We start from the raw sequence: 17,216 nt of genomic DNA on the forward strand, positions 1-17,216 counted from the left end.
GCGAAGTGGGTGGTTTTTCATTGTTATTCCGATATTGCCTATATACTTAATTTTTTAACTACCGGAAAGTATAACAGTGCGCCTGCTGCTAACCGTCATCCTTTGCTGCGCCGCGAGCCTGAGCCAGGCTGCTTCCAACTTCAGCTTCGACGTCCCGCCCGGCCCGCATGGGGTAGGCTTGCGCGTGGTTGAACATTACGACTACGCGCGCTCTTATCGGGGCAATTTCGATGTCGTCACCGGCAAGCCGGTGGGCGGCGAAAAAGCGCGGCCGATGCAGACCGTGATCTGGTATCCGGCGCAGAAATCCGGCAAGCATGTCACGTACGGCGACTATGTGCGGCTGAACGTCGGTGCCGAACAGTTCGGCCGCAGCGAGGCCGAGGTCGGTGCCGCGGCGGCCGCCTGGCTGAGGCAGCAGCGCAGCGACAACGGCGCCGAGCAGGCCAACGCGGAACTGGCGCGGCCGATGTGGGCGGTGCGCGACGGCAAGCCCGAGCCGGGCAGGTTCCCGGTGGTGATCTATGCGCCGAGCATCAACGCCAGCGCCACCGAAAACGCCGATCTGTGCGAGTACCTGGCCAGCCACGGCTACCTCGTCATCGCCAGCCCCAGCATGGGCGCGCACGCGCGCGACATGGACAGCGATCTGGAAGGCATCGAAACCCAGGCCGCCGACATCGCCTTCCTGATCGGCTATGCGCACACCCTGCCGCAGGCCGACACGGCCAGGCTGGCGGTTGCCGGTTACAGCTGGGGCGGCATCGCGAATGTGTTCGTGGCCGCGCGCGACAGCCGCGTCAAGGCGCTGGTCAATATCGACGGCTCGGTGCGCTACTGGCCCGAGATGATCGCGCAGGCCAAGTACGTGGTGCCGGAGCGGGTGGCGGCGCCGATGCTGTTCCTGGCGCAGCGGCCGCGTTCATTGGAGGAGCTGGCCAAGCGTGGCAAGCCGGCCGTCAGTTTCCTCAACGACCTGAAGTACTCCGACCTGTACAGCGTCACCATGCATCCGATGGAGCACTTCGCGTTCTCGTCGGACGCGTTGCGCTTCATCGGCACGGCGAGCTTCGGCGAGTACAGTCCGGCCGAAGTGAGCCAGGCGCATGGCTGGATGGCGCGCTATGTGCTGCAGTTCCTCAACGCCTATCTGCGCCAGCAGGCGGAGGCCAAGACGTTCCTGTCGAATACCCCCAGGCAGAATGGCGTGCCGGCGCACATGATTACGGCGGTGACGCAGCTGGCGCAAGGCCCGGCGCCGACCCTGGAGATGCTGGCGGCCGAGTCGTCCAAAACCGGCTTCGGCAATGTGGAGGAGGTATACGCTGCGATGCGCAAGCGCGATCCGAAGTTCGCGCTCACAGAGCAGGCCCTGAACAACTGGGGCTACAAATTGCTGGCCGCCGGCGACCGGCGTGGCGCGCTTGCCGTCCTCAAGCTGGTGACGGCGCTGCACCCGGAAAGCGGCAACGCCTACGACAGCCTGGCCGAAGCGTACGAGGCCAACGAGGATAAGGCGCGGGCGATCGACAACTATCAGCGTGCCCTGAAATTAAATCCGGGCAACGAGAACGCGGCGCGGCATTTGAAAGCGCTGGGTGCGCCGAATTAGGCCCCGGGTGTTCTAAAACGCTAAACACGCTCACCGTGCCAGAGAAAAGTGCCGAGTTCGACGGCGCCGTCCGACGGCACGCCTTCCGCCATCAACCTCTCCGCCTGGTCGGGGATGGTGGCGAGCAAGTGGCCGCGCGCGGTGACGATGCGATGCAGCGGCACGCCGGTGGCGAGGCTGCGTTTGATGTAACCCGGAATGGCGCGGACAAAACCAGGGTCGGCGCCGATCGCCAGCGCGACATCGCTGTAACGCACGACCCTTCCGCGCGGGATCGTCTGCACGAAGTCGAGGAATTTTTGGTAGACCGATTCGGGCAGCGCGGGATAGCGGCCGGGGAGCAGTTCGAGCGTGTCGCCGCGCTGGAGTTGACCGCCGGCGACGACCACGCCGAGGATGCCGCGCCGGCCGATCATGCCGGCCAGATCGTCGACCAGCGGCAGCAGTTGCTTGCAGGGTTCGCAGTGCATCGTCAGGCGGATCTCGACACCGCTGGCGCTGGTGAGCGCGCTGCCGGGCTGGAAGTCCCCGGGCCTGTCGGTGGAGATCACCAGGTTCTCGCGCAGCGCGCCGGCAGGCAGCGACAAGGCCTCAAGTTCGGACGCGATGGTCACCAGGATGTGGCGCGGACTGAGTCGGTGGGCGTTGATGTCGTCCTGGATGCCGAGTCCTTCGACCAGCGTCAGGCTGCCGGCGGGGGCCATCGGCTTGCCGTGGCGGGTTTTGATGAAGAGGTATTCTGCCTTGGCGCTCATGGGGCCAGTATAGCGTGGCCGCTCCCGCTCCCGCTCCCGATAGCCGGATCGCCCAAACAAAAAAAGCAGCTGCGATTGCTCGTAGCTGCTTCATCTGATACTGCGAATTCGGTGGTAGGCCGTGCGGGATTCGAACCTGCGACCAACGGATTAAAAGTCCGCTGCTCTACCAGCTGAGCTAACGACCCCCGAAAGAGGCCGTATTATATACAGCCCTCGGCGAAGTGCAAAGGGTTTTCTGAAATCATTTTATTGTTTCCTTCATTCCCAGCGCGGCCGTGACCTTGAGCACCTCGTCGGCGGTGGTCGCGCCTTCCTGGATTTTCAGCGCGCCGGCGATGCGCAGCGGCTTCATGCCGTCGGCCACGCTCTGGCGCCGCAGCGCGTGGATGTCGGTCTCCTCGCGCACCTGCTCGCTGAACGCCTGCGTCACCGTCAGCAGCTCGTAGAGGCCGGTGCGGCCCCGGTAGCCGGTCTGGCGGCATTCCGGGCAGCCGACCGGGCGGTAGACCGTCGCCGGCTTCGGCAAGTCCCAGTCGCCGACGATGCTGTGCCAGATCTCGTCGCCCAGCTCGCCATCGACGGCCTTGCAGTCGGCGCACAAGGTGCGCACCAGGCGCTGCGCCATGATGCCGATCAGGGTCGCCTCCAGCAGGTAGTAGGGCACGCCCAGCTCCAGCAGCCGCATCACGGCCGACGGCGCGTCGTTGGTGTGCAGGGTCGACAGCACCAGGTGGCCGGTCAGCGCGGCCTGGATCGCCATCTCGGCAGTGGCCAGATCGCGGATCTCGCCGACCATGATGATGTCCGGATCCTGCCGCATCAGCGCGCGCACGCCGTCGGCGAACGACAGGTCGATGCCCGGTTGCACCTGCATCTGGTTGAACGCGGCCTCGACCATCTCGATCGGGTCTTCCACCGTGCAGACGTTGACCTCCGAGGTCGCCAGCGCTTTCAAGGTGGTGTACAAGGTGGTGGTCTTGCCCGAGCCGGTCGGCCCGGTCACCAGGATGATGCCGTGCGGACGCTTGGTCAGCGCGTCCCAGCGCTCGGCGTCGTCGAGCGGAAAGCCCAGCTCTGGCAGCGTCTTGACCACCACGTCCGGATCGAAGATGCGCATGACCAGCTTTTCGCCGAAGGCCGTCGGCAGGGTCGACAGGCGCAGCTCCACCTCCTGGCCGCCGGCGGTGCGGGTCTTGATGCGGCCGTCCTGCGGGCGGCGCTTTTCGATCACGTCCATGCGCCCGAGCAGCTTGATGCGCGCGGTCATGGCGATCATCACCACCGCCGGCACCTGGTACACCTGGTGCAGCACGCCGTCGATGCGGAAGCGGATCGCCGCCATCTCGCGTTTCGGTTCCAGGTGGATGTCGGAGGCGCGTTGCTCGAACGCGTATTGCCACAGCCAGTCGACGATGTTGATGACGTGCTGGTCGTTGGCGTCGACCTGTTTGTTGATCTTGCCCAGCTCGACCAGTTGCTCGAAGTTGTTGCGCAGCGAGAGGTCGTTGCCGTTGGATTTGTTGGCTTTCTTGATCGACTTGGCCAGGCTGAAAAATTGGGCGGTGTACTGGGCGATGTCGAGCGGGTTGGCCATCACGCGGCGGATCGCGCGGCGCGACACCTTGGAGATTTCCGCCTCCCATTCGATCGAGCTGGGATCGGCGGTGGCCACCACCAGCGTGTCGTGCGTGAGCTCGACCGGCAGGATGTTGAAGCGCGCCGCGTAGCTGGCCGACATGACGTCGGCCACTTTGGTGAAGTCGATCTTGAGCGGGTCGATGCGGATGAATTGCAGGCCGGCGCGCTGGGCCAGCCATTCGCATAAGGCATCGAGGGTGAGCATCTTGTGCGGCGGTTGCGCCGACAGCAGCTTGGCGTGGGCCACCGCGCACAGCGGGTGCATCGGGCCGACCGTGTTCTTGAGGATGGCCTGGCTTTGCGCGTACAGTTCCTTGACCTCGGTCTTGCGGATCATGCCGTCGGTTAGCAGCCAAGAGTAGATTTGCTGCAGATCGAGCGGGGCTGGCTTGGTTGCTGGCTGGGCGGAAGGCATCGTTGCGGTCACTTTCAAAGTTGGGCGGAACGGTGATGCAACTTCGACTGCACTGGTGAGGATGTTGGCGGCGCCTGGCGGATTACGCTGCGCTAATCCGCCCTACGTGTTTTAGACAATTCTCACACTGTGGCCAAGCTTTGCGCTAATCCTTTGACCCATGACTTCGCCGGAAGTTTGGTCTCGGCGACGATTTGCGCGGCGCGCTCGGCCAGCGCCGCGACATCGATCGCGCGTTTGCGCTTGAACGCGATGGCGACGACGTTGCCGTCATGGACTTCCGGCAGGCACACCACCTGCTCGAACGCGAACTTGATCGCCTTGATGTTGCGCGCGTAGCTCGGGTGGTCGCCGAACAGGTTGACCGTCATGATGCCGTCGTCCTTCAAACACGCGTTGCAGGACTGGTAGAACTCGGCGCTGTCGAGCACCGGGCCGCGCGCGGTGGCGTCGTACAAGTCGACCTGCAAGACGTCGAGCGCGCCGGCGTTGGCTTCATCGTTGACGTAGTCGAGCGCGTCCATTTCCACCACGCGCAGCCGGGCGTCGTTCGGCGGCAGCTTGAACATCGAGGCGCAGATGGCGATCACCGACGGGTTCAGCTCCACCGCCGTGACCGAGGCCGACGGGAAGGTCGCGTAACAACACTTGGTCAAGGTGGCCGTGCCCAGGCCCAGCTGGGCGATGGCCGCCGGCTCCTTGAGCCACAGCATCCACGCCATCATCTGCTGCGCGTACTCGAGCTCCGGCCAGTTGGGCTTGCGGATGCGCATCGCGCCCTGCACCCACTCCGTGCCGAAGTGCAGATAGCGCACGCCATCCTGCTCCGACAAGGTCACCGGCGCATATCTGGCTTTGCGCGCCGGACGGGAGGATTCTTCTTTTTCGATGGATTTACGTTTGATCAGCATGGGGCGGGCTTGGGGGAGGGGAGCGGGAGGTCAGTGCGCATTATCCCGCGATGCCTTACCTCTAGGCAAGCCAAAAACGGCAATGCCGGTCGATGGACCGGCATTGAACGGGATTGCGCGGAATTCGGGCGATCAACGCTGCATCGGCTCGACCACCACGCGCAGGCGCACGCGCTCGCCCGGGTCGTACGACATGACGCTGGTGTAGTTGCGGCCGCGATAGTCGTAGGTGACCTCGTAGCCCGAGGTGCGCGATTCCCAATGGTCGACGGTGCGACACTGCTTGACTTGCTGTTCCTGTACGCCGCCGCTGTTGGGCAGGTTCTGGTTGTCGACGCGGTCGCCGACCACGGCGCCGGCGATGGCGCCGGCGGCGGTGGCCACCGAGCGGCCGCTGCCGCCGCCGACCTGGTTACCGGCCAGACCGCCGATCAGGCCGCCGATGATGGCGCCGCCCACGCCGCGCTGCGGCGCCGGCTGTTGGACTTGCACGTATTCTGTGCGGCATTCCTGGCGCGGACGGTTGATTTGCTCCACTTGCGGGGTGACGCGCACGACCCGGCCGAAATCCTCGAAATCGGCAGCCTGGGCGAAAGGCAGTGCGCTCACGCAAAGTACGGATGCGATCAATTTGGCTTGCAAGTTCATTTGATACCTCGTTGTCTGTCAGGGGTGTCTTATCAGGGATTCTGATATTGCATGCTTCCTATGGTATTCCCGTTAGCGCCCCGGAACCAGTGGCCAATCGGTATCTGTGGCAACAAATTGTAACAGCGGCCAAGGCTACCCGCCGGCGTGCCGGGAGCGGGGCCATAGTCATTCCGCGATGAAATTGTGCGGATTCGGGCCAAAACAGTCCAAAATTGTTCTGTTTCTGACAAATATTGCGTGGGCAATCACATTCGTGTTGATCTGGAAGGAACAACACGTTACCCTAATATGCGTATGGGATTCGAGAAAGATGTTGAATCAGCCACGGCAAGCTTAGACCAGCGGGCCGTGTAAAGTGGACAGGTGCTCAAATTATTTACTCATTAATCAACAAGTTAGGCACTCACGACAGCAAAGTGGACACACCGTACATACCAGGTCAAATGGGGGAAAACGAGACGCTGCTGATGACCGTGCCGCCCAACCTCGTGCAGTCGATCCGCGCCTTCCGCGTAGTCGAGTTGCAGGAGGAAGCGGCCCGCCTGGGCCACCACTTCCTGTACGCGCACTGCAATGCCGGCGCGACCAAGCAGCAAGTGCTGGGCATCATCGCGGAATCGTTTCTGTTTCCCAAAGGTATAGGCAAGAATTTTGACGGGCTGCGCGAGACGCTGACCGACACCATGTTCAAGGCCGGCACCCAGGAAGGTTTCCTGGTGGTGCTGGAGCAATTGCCCAATACCCAGAAATTTGACAAGGAAGCGCGGGAAACCTTATTGGACGTCTTCCGCGACGCTGCCGATTATTGGGCCGAAAAGAAAGTTCCGTTCCGGGTGTTTTACTCCTTCGAGTAAGCCGGAATCCCCCTCCGCATCCCGCTTCTCGCAAGGGGCGGATGCCTGCTGCGCCGCAGCAATTCTCGGCATTTTCTGGTCCGGCCCGTGTGGACAAGGTACAATGTCGGCCTATGAAAAACATCGTCATCCTTATTTCGGGTCGCGGCAGCAACATGGAAGCGATAGTCCGCGCGGCGCGAGCCGAGCGCTGGCCCGCCCGTATTGCCGCCGTGATCAGCAACCGCGCCGACGCCTCCGGACTGGCGTTTGCTGCTGAACACGGAATCAAGACGGCTGTTGTTGCCAACAAAGACTACGCCAGCCGCGCCGAGTTCGACGCCGCTTTGCAGACCGTGATCGACGGCTTTTCGCCCGATCTGGTGGTGCTGGCCGGTTTCATGCGGATTTTGACGGAGCCTTTTGTCGCGCATTACGCCGGCCGCATGCTCAACATCCATCCATCGCTGCTGCCGCTGTTTCCCGGCCTGGCGACGCATGCGCAGGCGCTGGCCGCCGGCGTGGCCGAGCATGGCGCGACGGTGCATTTCGTGACGGCCGAACTCGATCACGGGCCGATGGTGGCGCAAGCCGCCGTGCCGGTGCTGCCCGGCGACACGGTGGAAACCTTGTCGGCGCGCGTGCTGGAACAGGAGCATGTGATTTACCCGCGCGCAGTGCGCTGGTTTGTCGAGGGCGGGTTGACGATAGCGCAGGAAACGGTGCAGGTCCATGTGGACGAGCATGTGACCACCACAAAATAATTTAACCAAGGAATTCCATGAGATTGCCACCAGCGATACTCGCCAACGCCGAAGAAGTGTTGCGCGAGATTTTGCGCTTTGCCGCGCCCGCCGACACCACGTTGTCGCGCTATTTTAAAGACCACCCGCGCCTGGGCGGCCGCGAACGCGGCGGCATCGCCGAGTGCATCTACAACGTGCTGCGCAACAAATCGTTCTATACCGATTTCTCCGAAGCGGGCGGTGGCGCGACGATGCGCCGCCTGACCTTGCTGGGCATGGCCGACGCCGTGGGCCTCGATTCGATGGGCGGCTTGACCGAAGACGAGATCGCGTGGGTCGAGCGCATCCTGCTGATCGACCGCAAGGTGATGCACAAGTCGAGCCGCTCGAACATGCCGAAGTGGCTGTTCGACAAGCTGGTCGAGCAGATGGGCGAAGAGGAAACGCTGGCGCTGGCCGACGGCATGAACCAGCCGGCGCCGCTGGACCTGCGCGTCAACGCCATGAAGGGCACGCGCGAGGAAGTCGCCGCCGGGCTGGCCGAAGCGCCGATCCGCAGCACGCCGACGCCGTATTCGCCGCAGGGCCTGCGCGTGCTGCAAAAGCCCGCGCTGCAAAACCTGCCGCTGTTTAAAAGCGGCCATATCGAGGTGCAGGACGAGGGCAGCCAGATCCTGTCGGCCATCGTCGGCGCCAAGCGCGGCGAAATGGTGGTGGACTTCTGCGCCGGCGCCGGTGGCAAGACCTTGGCGCTGGGCGCGACGATGCGCAACACCGGCCGCCTGTACGCGTTCGACGTGTCCGAAAAACGTTTGGCCAAGCTGAAGCCGCGCCTGGCGCGCAGCGGCCTGTCGAACGTGCATCCGGTGCAGATCGCGCACGAGCGCGACGCCAAGATCAAGCGTCTTGCCGGCAAGATCGACCGCGTGCTGGTCGACGCGCCGTGCTCGGGCCTGGGCACCCTGCGCCGTAATCCGGACGTCAAATGGCGCCAGCAGCCGAGCGCGATCGGCGAACTGCAGGTCAAGCAGGCGGCGATTCTGGACGGCGCGGCGCGCCTGCTCAAGGGCGGCGGCCGCCTGGTGTATGCCACGTGCAGCTTCCTGGAAGACGAGAACGACTTCATCGCCAAGCAATTCCTGGAAACGCATGCCGACTTCGAGCTGGTGCCGATGAGCAAAGTGCTCGCCGAGCAAAAGATCGACCTGGAGATGGGCGATTACCTCAAACTGCTGCCACACAAACACCAGACCGACGGCTTCTTCGCCGCCGTGTTCGAACGCAAGCCGATGCCGAAAAAACCGGCGCCTGTGAAGGAAGAAGAGGAAGCTGCCGACGAGGAGTAATCTTCGCCGTACGCAATAAGTGAAAGACCGGGAGATCGACCTTGCCCGGTCTTTTTTAACATCCATACGACCGGGCCGCGCGTTTACGCTACGCTACGGCCTCCAGCCACACTCAGCAATAGACATGCCTAAACAACAGCCGCTTTTCAATCTGATCGAAGACCTTTCCGGCGACCTGCGCGATCCGGCGCTGCTATGGCAGATCGCCGCGATCGTCGTGTCGGTGGCGCTGGGATGGACATTGGCGCGGCTGTTGCGCAAGTACACGGGACGCGATGAAACCCGCAACGACATCATGCGCTTCGGCGTGGAGAGCGTCGGCCGGGTGGTGCCGCCGATGCTGGTGGTCGGCCTGCTGACTTTGTCGCGCATCGCGCTGCTCGAGTTTTACAAGCATCCCAACAACCTGCTGAAGGTGGCGATACCGATCTTCGGCTCGCTGGCGGTGATCCGCTTCACCGTCTACCTGCTGCGGCGCGTATTTGCCCGCCGCGGCGAGATTAGCCCGACGATGCTGGCGTTCGAGAAAATCTTCCAGTTGCTGGTGTGGCTGGCGTTCGTGCTCTACATCACCGGCCTGTGGGACGACGTGTTCCTTTATATGGACAACACGATCTTGCCGATGGGCAAATACAAGGTGTCGATCGCGGACGTGCTGCAAGCGATCGTGTCGGTGGTGGTGATGCTGATGCTGGCGCTGTGGGCCGGCACCGCGCTGGAGGAATGGCTGATGCGCCTGCAAGGCATGCACACCAGCCTGCGCGTGGTGCTGTCGCGCACGGTCCGGGCCGTGCTGATCCTGGCGGCCGTCCTGGTGAGCTTGTCGCTGGTCGGCATCGACCTGACGGTGCTGTCGGTGTTCGGCGGCGCGCTTGGGGTCGGCCTGGGTCTGGGCTTGCAGAAGATCGCCAGCAACTATGTGTCCGGCTTCATCATCCTGCTCGACCGCAGCCTGACCATCGGCGACATGATCACGGTCGACAAGTACAGCGGCAAGGTTACGCAGATCAACACGCGCTACACCGTGTTGCAGGCGCTCGACGGCATGGAGTCGATCATCCCGAACGAGATGCTGGTGTCGGGCGCCGTGCAGAACTCGTCGCTTTCCAGCAGCCTGGTCAATATTTCCACCAAGGTATCGGTGGCCTATGACACCGACGTCGACATGGTGCTCAAGTTGCTTGAAGACGCGGCGCTGAGCGTCGAGCGCGTCAACAAGGAGCGCCTGCCGTCGGCCACCCTGCTTAATTTCGGTGCAGATGGTCTCGATTTGCAAGTCGGTTTCTGGATCGACGACCCCGAAAACGGACGCGGCGGCGTCACCTCCGACGTCAACCGTGCGATCTGGCGCGCGTTAAAGGAGCACGGCATATCGGTACCGTTCCCGCAGAGGGAAATGCGCATCTTGGGCGCATTGCCACCGGCATTGGCCGGCGAAGAAAGCACGACCGTGCCAAAGGAAAACCCTGTGACCGCTGGAAATCCTTCCTCAAATCACCTTTGATTCAGCGTACAATTACAGGTTGTTAGCACGACTAATGGACTTCCTGCGCCTGTCGAAAACGCAATATTTGCGGAGCCACCGCGATGCGTGACACGCCCACTTTGGAGTATTAATGAGCTTTAGTTTAAATGCGGTACTGGATTTTCTGTCTAACGGGGTCACCCGATTTAGCGCCTGGGAAGTGTTTTTCTACACCCTGGCCGTTACACACATCACCATTGCCAGCGTTACCATCTATCTGCACCGCCACCAGGCGCACCGCGCGCTCGAGTTGCACGCGATTCCAAGCCACTTCTTCCGTTTCTGGCTGTGGCTGACCACTGGCCAGGTTACCAAGGAATGGGCGGCGATCCACCGCAAGCACCACGCCAAATGCGACACCGAGGAAGATCCGCACAGCCCGGTCACCCGTGGCATCAAGAAAGTGTTCTGGGAAGGCGCCGAACTGTATCGCGCCGAATCGAAGAACATGGAAACCATGGAAAAGTATGGCCATGGCACGCCGACCGACTGGATGGAGCGCAACGTGTACACCCGCTACAGCTGGGCTGGTGTGGTGGCGCTGCTGTTCATCAACTTCGCACTGTTCGGTGTCATCGGTATTTCCGTGTGGGCCGTGCAGATGATGTGGATCCCCGTGACCGCCGCCGGCATCATCAACGGCATCGGTCACTACTGGGGCTACCGCAACTACGACTGCTCGGACGCGGCCACCAACATCATCCCGTTCGGCATCCTGATCGGCGGCGAGGAATTGCACAACAATCACCACACGTTCGCGACGTCGGCCAAGCTGTCGTCGAAATGGTACGAGTTCGACATTGGCTGGGCGTACATCCGCGCGCTGGAAATCATGGGTCTGGCCAAGGTCAAGAAACTTGCCCCGGAGCCGAAGTTTGCCAAAGGCAAAGTGGAAGCCGACTTCGACACCTTGCAGTCGGTCATCGCCAACCGTTACGACGTGATGGCGAAATATGCCAAATCGATCAAGGCCGCCTGGCACGAAGAGGTCGAGCACCTGAAAACCAAGGCCGAGCTGGAATCGCGTTTCCTGAAGTCGTCGCGCAAGCTGTTGCAGCGCGAGCCGGGCAAGCTGGAAGCGCCGCAGCAGCAGCAGCTGGTGGAACTGTTCCAGCACAGCAAAGCGCTCGAAACCATGCACAACATGCGCGTGGAACTGGGCGTTATCTGGGAGCGTTCGCACTTCACGCGCGACCAGCTGCTGCACAAGCTGCAAGACTGGTGCAACCGTGCCGAAGCGTCGGGCATCAAGTCGCTGCAAGAATTTTCGTTCCGCCTGCGCAGCTACGCATAAGCAAGCTCTGCAGAAGCGACAAAGCCCCGGACGTCAAACTCCGGGGCTTTTTTACATCCAGACTCAACATTCGGGGTCAAGTCTGGCATTCGGACACGGGCCCAACATTGGATGTACGATTTAGCCACAAAATGGCGCCGGGCCGTGTCTTACGGTTGAGAACGTGTCCGAATGTCAGACTTGACCCCCGGAGTAGGGACGTAAAAAAACCGCCGGGCTTGCGCGGGGCGGTTTTTTCGGAAGCGAAGATCGATTACTTGATCTTGGTTTCTTTGAACATGACGTGCTTGCGTGCTTTAGGATCGAACTTCATGATCTCCATTTTAGCAGGCGTGGTGCGCTTGTTCTTGGTGGTGGTGTAGAAGAAACCCGTGCCTGCGGTCGATTCCAGTTTGATTTTGTCGCGGCCAGTTTTTGCCATGGTAGCTCCTAATTAGACTTTTTCGCCACGGGCGCGCATGTCGGTCAGGACGGCATCGATGCCGACCTTGTCGATGACGCGCAGACCAGCGTTGGACAGACGCAGGGAAACCCAGCGGTTTTCAGATTCAACAAAAATACGACGGTTCTGCAGGTTAGGCAGGAAACGACGTTTGGTTTTGTTGTTTGCGTGGGAAACATTGTTGCCGACCATCGGCTTCTTCCCAGTAACTTGGCAAACACGTGCCATAACGCACTCCTTAAAAGACATTCCACAATTGGAAAAACGAGAGTATATCTAAAAAACTCAGCTTTTTCAATGACTTGTGAAAAACAATTGTGTCTTGATAATCTCAATAAATTTAACAATTGTGACTTCGTGGGGCATTTGGGCACTTCTCCTATGAAAACCTCGTGGCGCCGGTGCGAAATTCACATCTGCCCATGCTCGGCAAACGAATGCACCTGATGGCCAGCGACAACAAAGTGGTCGAGAATGCGGATGTCCACCAACCCTAGCGCCTGCACCAGCGCCCGCGTCAGCAGCAGATCGGACTCGCTAGGATCCGGCGTGCCGGAAGGGTGGTTGTGCGCGAGCATAACGCTGGCGGCATTGCGCGCCAGCGCCTCCTTCACCACCTCGCGCGGATAGACGCTGGTGTGGGTCAAGGTGCCGCGAAACAATTCCTTGCTGTCGATCAGGCGGTTTTTGACATCCAGGAACAGCACGTGGAACGATTCGAAGGGTTTGCCGCTAAATAGAAGCAGCAGATATTCCTTCACCGCGCGCGGCGATCCGAGTGCGGTGCCGCATCGCACTTCCTCCAGCATGGCCCGGCGCGCCAGCTCCATCACCGCTTGCAGCTGGGCGAACTTGGCCGGTCCCAGGCCGTGGATCGCCGAGAACTCCTTCAGGCTGGCGCCGAACAGTCGCTGCAGTGATCCAAAATGGTGCACCATGTGCTGGGCCAGTTGTACCGCGTCCTGCCCGGGCACGCCGATGCGCAGGAACACCGCCAGCAATTCCGCATCCGACAGGGCGCTCGCGCCTTCGCGGATCAGTCGCTCGCGCGGACGGCGTTCGGCCGGCCAATCATTGATCGTCATCGATATCCTCCGCAAATCATCACAGCCGGCGGGCGCGAGGGGCAAGGTGGCTTACAATATAGCCTTTGCCAGCTCACCGAACCCCAGTCATGTCTAACGCGCAACCTGTCGTCACCCAATCGGCCTATCTCACCCTGCATTATCGTCTGGCCTCCCTGGACGGTACTGATATCGTCACTACCTTCAGTGGAAATCCCGCGACCCTGATGCTGGGCCAGGGCCAGCTGGCGCCGGTGTTGGAGGAATTGCTGATCGGCCTGCCCGAAGGCACGCACAAGACGTTCGAGCTCGAACCCGGCGTCGGCTTCGGCCCGCGCAACCCGGAACTGGTGCGCGAAGTCACCCGCGCCACCCTGGACGAGAACTCGGTGCCCGGCGCCGACTACAAAGTCGGCGACCTGGTCGATTTCGCCGCGCCTGGCGGTGGCCGCTTCGCCGGCATCCTGCGCGAGCTGGGCGATGACACCTGTCTGTTCGACTTCAACCATCCGCTGGCCGGCCAGCCGCTGAAGTTCGAAGTCAATTTAATTTCCGTTCTGTGAGGCACTGATGAGCGATAAAGAACTCCTGTTGGCCCAGCCGCGCGGCTTTTGCGCCGGCGTCGACCGCGCAATCGAGATCGTCGAACGCGCGCTGCTGCAGTTCGGCGCGCCGATCTATGTGCGCCACGAAATCGTCCACAACGCCTATGTGGTGGAAGACTTGCGCAACAAGGGCGCGATCTTCATCGAAGACCTGGACGACGTCCCGGCCGGCAACACGCTGGTGTTTTCGGCCCACGGCGTCTCGAAGGCGGTGCGCGCCGAGGCGGAATCACGCGGCCTGAGCATCTTCGACGCGACTTGTCCGTTGGTGACCAAGGTGCACGTGGAAGTGGCCAAGATGCGCAAGCAGGGCTGCGAGATCATCATGATCGGCCACGACGGCCACCCGGAGGTCGAGGGCACGATGGGCCAGACCGAAGAGGGCATGTATCTGGTGGAAACCGTCGCCGACGTCGAGCGTCTGGAAGTGAAGAAGCCGGAGCACCTGGCCTATGTCTCACAGACAACGTTGTCGGTTGACGACACCGCCGAGATCATCGAGGCGCTCAAACGCAAGTTCCCGGCCATCATCGAGCCGAAAAAAGGCGACATCTGCTACGCCACCACCAACCGCCAGGAAGCCGTGAAGTTCATGGCGCCGCAGGTGGAGCTGGTGATCGTGGTCGGCAGCCCGAACAGCTCCAACTCCAACCGCCTGCGCGAAGTGGCCGAGAAGATGGGCACGCCCGCCTACATGGTCGACAACGCCACGCAGATCAATCCGGAATGGCTGGAGGGCAAGCTGCGGGTGGGCGTGACCGCCGGCGCGTCGGCCCCCGAGGTGCTGGTGCAGGCCGTCATCGACCGTCTGAAAGAGTGCGGCGTGCGCAGCGTGCGCCCGCTAGACGGCGTGCAGGAGGCGGTGACGTTCCCGCTGCCGAAGGGCCTGGACGGACAAAAAGCGGCGGTGATCGACGGCGCAGCCTGAGCCCCCAAATAGTCGCGCAAAACTTAATTCAGTACTTTCGGCGTTATTCCGCAGTTAGTTTTTCGGGAATCTCGCTATCATTGCCTCGCTCGCAAAAACTTGTCGATTCGGCCCTTAAGTGGATCAATCGACACCCAGCCAGTTCGCAGGGTTTGATGCCGCTCAGGCATGAAACTTGCATGATTATCGTGTAGTCAACCGCGGCACTACGGGGACACCTCACCCCGGGTGCCGTTTTTGTTACTTGGACCGTCTGTGCAATACAAAAGTAAAGGCTCTTAATGGATACTTTTATCCAACAAATCATAAATGGACTGGTGCTGGGCAGCATGTACGCACTGGTCGCACTTGGGTACACCATGGTGTACGGCGTACTCAACCTGATTAACTTCGCCCACGGCGACGTGCTGATGGTCGGCGCCATGACCGGCCTGACCATCCTGAAATACCTCAACGAGTACGCGCCGGACCTGCCCGGCTATGTCAAGCTGGCCATCGCCATCGGCGGCGCCATTCCGGTTTGTATCATCGTCAACGTCATCATCGAACGGGTCGCCTATCGCCGCCTGCGCAACGCGCCGCGTCTGGCGCCCCTGATCACGGCGATCGGCGTGTCGATCCTGCTGCAAACCTTTGCCATGATGATCTGGACCCGCAACCCGCTGCCGTTCCCGCAGTTGCTGTCGTCCGAGCCGGTGGTGATCGGCGGCGCGCTGATTTCGCAGACGCAGATCCTGCTGCTGGTGCTGGCCGCCCTGTCGATGACCGGCCTGGTGCTGTTGGTGGAAAAAACCAAGATGGGCCGCGCCATGCGCGCCACGGCGGAAAATCCACGGGTCGCCGGCCTGATGGGCGTCGACTCGAACAAGGTCATCGTCGCCACGTTCGCGCTCGGCGCGGCGCTGGCCGCCGTCGCCGGCGTGATGTGGGGCGCCAACTACGCCTCGATCCAGTTCGCGATGGGCTTCGTGCCGGGCCTGAAGGCTTTCTCGGCGGCGGTGCTGGGCGGCATCGGCAACATCTACGGCGCGATGATCGGCGGTATCGTGCTCGGTATTATCGAGAGCCTGGGCGCCGGCTACATCGGCGACCTGACCGGCGGCTTCCTCGGTAGCCACTACCAGGACATTTTCGCCTTCGTCGTGCTGATCCTTGTGCTGACGGTGCGTCCGTCCGGCATCATGGGCGAGCGCGTCGCCGACCGCGCGTAACAGGGGGACCTCATGGCTATTCTCAATTTCGACGTTTCCCGCAATCCGCGCAAGGCCTACGGCAGCATGGCCGTAATCTTCATCGGCTTGCTGATCTTCCCGTTCTTTGCCGCGCAGTTCGGCAACTCGTGGGTCCGCATCATCGACATGGCGCTGCTGTACATCATGCTGGCGCTCGGCCTGAACATCGTGGTCGGCTTCGCCGGCCTGCTCGATCTGGGCTACATCGCGTTCTACGCGGTGGGCGCCTACATGACCGGCCTGCTGGCCTCGCCGCAATTCGCGGCGCTGCTCGAATCGGTCATCAACCAGTACCCGGTGCTGGGCGAGTCGCTGGTGTCCATCTTCGGACCTGAGATCCAGCAAAACGGCATCCACCTGTCGGTATGGGTGATCGTGCCGCTGGCGGCCGCCACGGCCGGCCTGTTCGGCGCGCTGCTGGGCGCTCCGACCCTGAAGTTGCGCGGCGACTACCTGGCCATCGTGACCCTGGGCTTCGGCGAGATCATCCGTATCTTCATGAACAACCTGAACGAGCCGATCAACTTCACCAACGGTCCGCAGGGCATCAACCTGATCGACCCGATCCGCGTGTTCGGCGTCAATCTGGCGGGGGAGGCCGGTTCGCGCGCCAACGTCGTTATCGGCGGCTTCTCGATGCCTTCCGTGAACGCCTACTATTTCCTGTTCCTGTTCCTGTGCATCGCCATTGTGTTCGTCACGTCGCGTTTGCAGCACTCGCGCCTGGGCCGCGCCTGGGTCGCGATCCGCGAGGACGAGATCGCCGCCAAGGCGATGGGCATCAACACCCGCAACGTCAAGTTGCTGGCGTTCTCGATGGGCGCCTCGTTCGGCGGCGTCGCCGGCGCGCTGTTCGCCTCGTTCCAGGGCTTCGTGTCGCCGGAATCGTTCTCCCTGACCGAGTCGATCGCCGTGCTGGCGATGGTAGTGCTGGGCGGTATCGGCCATATTCCCGGCGTGATCATGGGCGGCGCGCTGCTGGCGGCGTTGCCGGAGGTATTGCGGCACGTCGTCGAACCGCTGCAGCAAAAGCTGTTCGGCCACATCCTGATCGAAGCCGAAGTGCTGCGCCAGTTGCTGTACGGCCTGGCCATGGTGCTGATCATGCTCAACCGTCCGGCCGGCCTGTGGCCCGCGCCCAAGCATGAAGACCGTCCCGACAGCGATTCGGATACCAAAGATCAATCGTCCGGCACCGTGGCGGCTTGAGGAAACA

Annotated in this window: 17 protein-coding genes and 1 tRNA gene; 10 read left to right on the plus strand and 8 right to left on the minus strand. The window is 61.9% G+C overall.

Annotated elements, in window-relative coordinates; all coding sequences use genetic code 11:
* Positions 1–76: 76 nt before the first annotated feature.
* Positions 77–1,612: a tetratricopeptide repeat protein gene (locus NHH73_07650; protein USX28145.1), complete on the plus strand. Its 1,536-nt coding sequence runs from the start codon at positions 77–79 to the stop codon at positions 1,610–1,612.
* Between the two features lie 20 nt (positions 1,613–1,632).
* Here the strand turns inward: NHH73_07650 and NHH73_07655 are convergent, their stop codons facing one another.
* The 5 genes from NHH73_07655 to NHH73_07675 form a co-directional block, all read right to left on the minus strand.
* Positions 1,633–2,367, minus strand: a complete 735-nt coding sequence (locus NHH73_07655; GenBank protein ID USX28146.1) for an MGMT family protein — start codon at positions 2,365–2,367, stop codon at positions 1,633–1,635.
* A gap of 112 nt (positions 2,368–2,479) precedes the next feature.
* Positions 2,480–2,555 (minus strand) — tRNA-Lys (locus NHH73_07660).
* Positions 2,556–2,611: 56 nt separating this feature from the next.
* Positions 2,612–4,423: a GspE/PulE family protein gene (locus NHH73_07665; protein ID USX28147.1), complete on the minus strand. Its 1,812-nt coding sequence runs from the start codon at positions 4,421–4,423 to the stop codon at positions 2,612–2,614.
* Positions 4,424–4,545: 122 nt separating this feature from the next.
* The gene (locus tag NHH73_07670) at positions 4,546–5,334 is read right to left on the minus strand and encodes a spermidine synthase (protein ID USX28148.1); all 789 of its coding nucleotides are present in this window, start codon (positions 5,332–5,334) and stop codon (positions 4,546–4,548) included.
* 132 nt (positions 5,335–5,466) lie between these two features.
* Positions 5,467–5,982, minus strand: coding sequence for a glycine zipper 2TM domain-containing protein (locus NHH73_07675; GenBank protein USX28149.1), 516 nt, complete (start codon positions 5,980–5,982; stop codon positions 5,467–5,469).
* Positions 5,983–6,452: 470 nt separating this feature from the next.
* Between NHH73_07675 and NHH73_07680 the strand changes: the two genes are divergently transcribed.
* The 5 genes from NHH73_07680 (at position 6,453) to NHH73_07700 (ending at position 11,729) form a co-directional block, all read left to right on the plus strand.
* Positions 6,453–6,839, plus strand: a complete 387-nt coding sequence (locus NHH73_07680; GenBank protein ID USX29582.1) for a barstar family protein — start codon at positions 6,453–6,455, stop codon at positions 6,837–6,839.
* 113 nt (positions 6,840–6,952) lie between these two features.
* Entirely contained in the window at positions 6,953–7,582 is a 630-nt protein-coding gene (purN, locus tag NHH73_07685) for a phosphoribosylglycinamide formyltransferase (GenBank protein USX28150.1), read from the plus strand.
* 17 nt (positions 7,583–7,599) lie between these two features.
* Positions 7,600–8,910, plus strand: a complete 1,311-nt coding sequence (locus NHH73_07690) for an RsmB/NOP family class I SAM-dependent RNA methyltransferase (GenBank protein ID USX28151.1) — start codon at positions 7,600–7,602, stop codon at positions 8,908–8,910.
* Between the two features lie 124 nt (positions 8,911–9,034).
* Positions 9,035–10,414, plus strand: a complete 1,380-nt coding sequence (locus tag NHH73_07695) for a mechanosensitive ion channel (protein USX28152.1) — start codon at positions 9,035–9,037, stop codon at positions 10,412–10,414.
* 112 nt (positions 10,415–10,526) lie between these two features.
* The gene (locus NHH73_07700; GenBank protein ID USX28153.1) at positions 10,527–11,729 is read left to right on the plus strand and encodes a fatty acid desaturase; all 1,203 of its coding nucleotides are present in this window, start codon (positions 10,527–10,529) and stop codon (positions 11,727–11,729) included.
* Positions 11,730–11,982: 253 nt separating this feature from the next.
* On the opposite strand, the gene rpmG is transcribed toward NHH73_07700, so the two are convergent.
* The 3 genes from rpmG to radC form a co-directional block, all read right to left on the minus strand.
* Complete coding sequence (rpmG, locus tag NHH73_07705) at positions 11,983–12,150, minus strand: 50S ribosomal protein L33 (GenBank protein ID USX28154.1); 168 nt, start codon at positions 12,148–12,150, stop codon at positions 11,983–11,985.
* Between the two features lie 12 nt (positions 12,151–12,162).
* A complete protein-coding gene (rpmB, locus tag NHH73_07710; GenBank protein USX28155.1) occupies positions 12,163–12,399 on the minus strand; it encodes a 50S ribosomal protein L28 in 237 nt (78 codons plus the stop codon).
* A 182-nt stretch (positions 12,400–12,581) separates the two neighbouring features.
* Positions 12,582–13,256: a DNA repair protein RadC gene (gene radC / locus NHH73_07715; GenBank protein USX28156.1), complete on the minus strand. Its 675-nt coding sequence runs from the start codon at positions 13,254–13,256 to the stop codon at positions 12,582–12,584.
* A gap of 89 nt (positions 13,257–13,345) precedes the next feature.
* Between radC and NHH73_07720 the strand changes: the two genes are divergently transcribed.
* The 4 genes from NHH73_07720 (at position 13,346) to NHH73_07735 (ending at position 17,209) form a co-directional block, all read left to right on the plus strand.
* Positions 13,346–13,798, plus strand: a complete 453-nt coding sequence (locus NHH73_07720) for an FKBP-type peptidyl-prolyl cis-trans isomerase (protein ID USX28157.1) — start codon at positions 13,346–13,348, stop codon at positions 13,796–13,798.
* Between the two features lie 7 nt (positions 13,799–13,805).
* Entirely contained in the window at positions 13,806–14,768 is a 963-nt protein-coding gene (gene ispH, locus NHH73_07725; GenBank protein ID USX28158.1) for a 4-hydroxy-3-methylbut-2-enyl diphosphate reductase, read from the plus strand.
* Positions 14,769–15,049: 281 nt separating this feature from the next.
* The gene (locus NHH73_07730) at positions 15,050–15,979 is read left to right on the plus strand and encodes a branched-chain amino acid ABC transporter permease (GenBank protein ID USX28159.1); all 930 of its coding nucleotides are present in this window, start codon (positions 15,050–15,052) and stop codon (positions 15,977–15,979) included.
* Positions 15,980–15,991: 12 nt separating this feature from the next.
* Positions 15,992–17,209 carry an ABC transporter ATP-binding protein gene (locus NHH73_07735; GenBank protein ID USX28160.1) on the plus strand — a complete coding sequence of 406 codons (1,218 nt, stop codon included), beginning with the start codon at positions 15,992–15,994 and terminating at the stop codon, positions 17,207–17,209.
* Positions 17,210–17,216 lie beyond the last annotated feature (7 nt).

It is taken from the genome of Oxalobacteraceae bacterium OTU3CINTB1 (assembly GCA_024123955.1).
GTDB lineage: Bacteria > Pseudomonadota > Gammaproteobacteria > Burkholderiales > Burkholderiaceae_D > Rugamonas.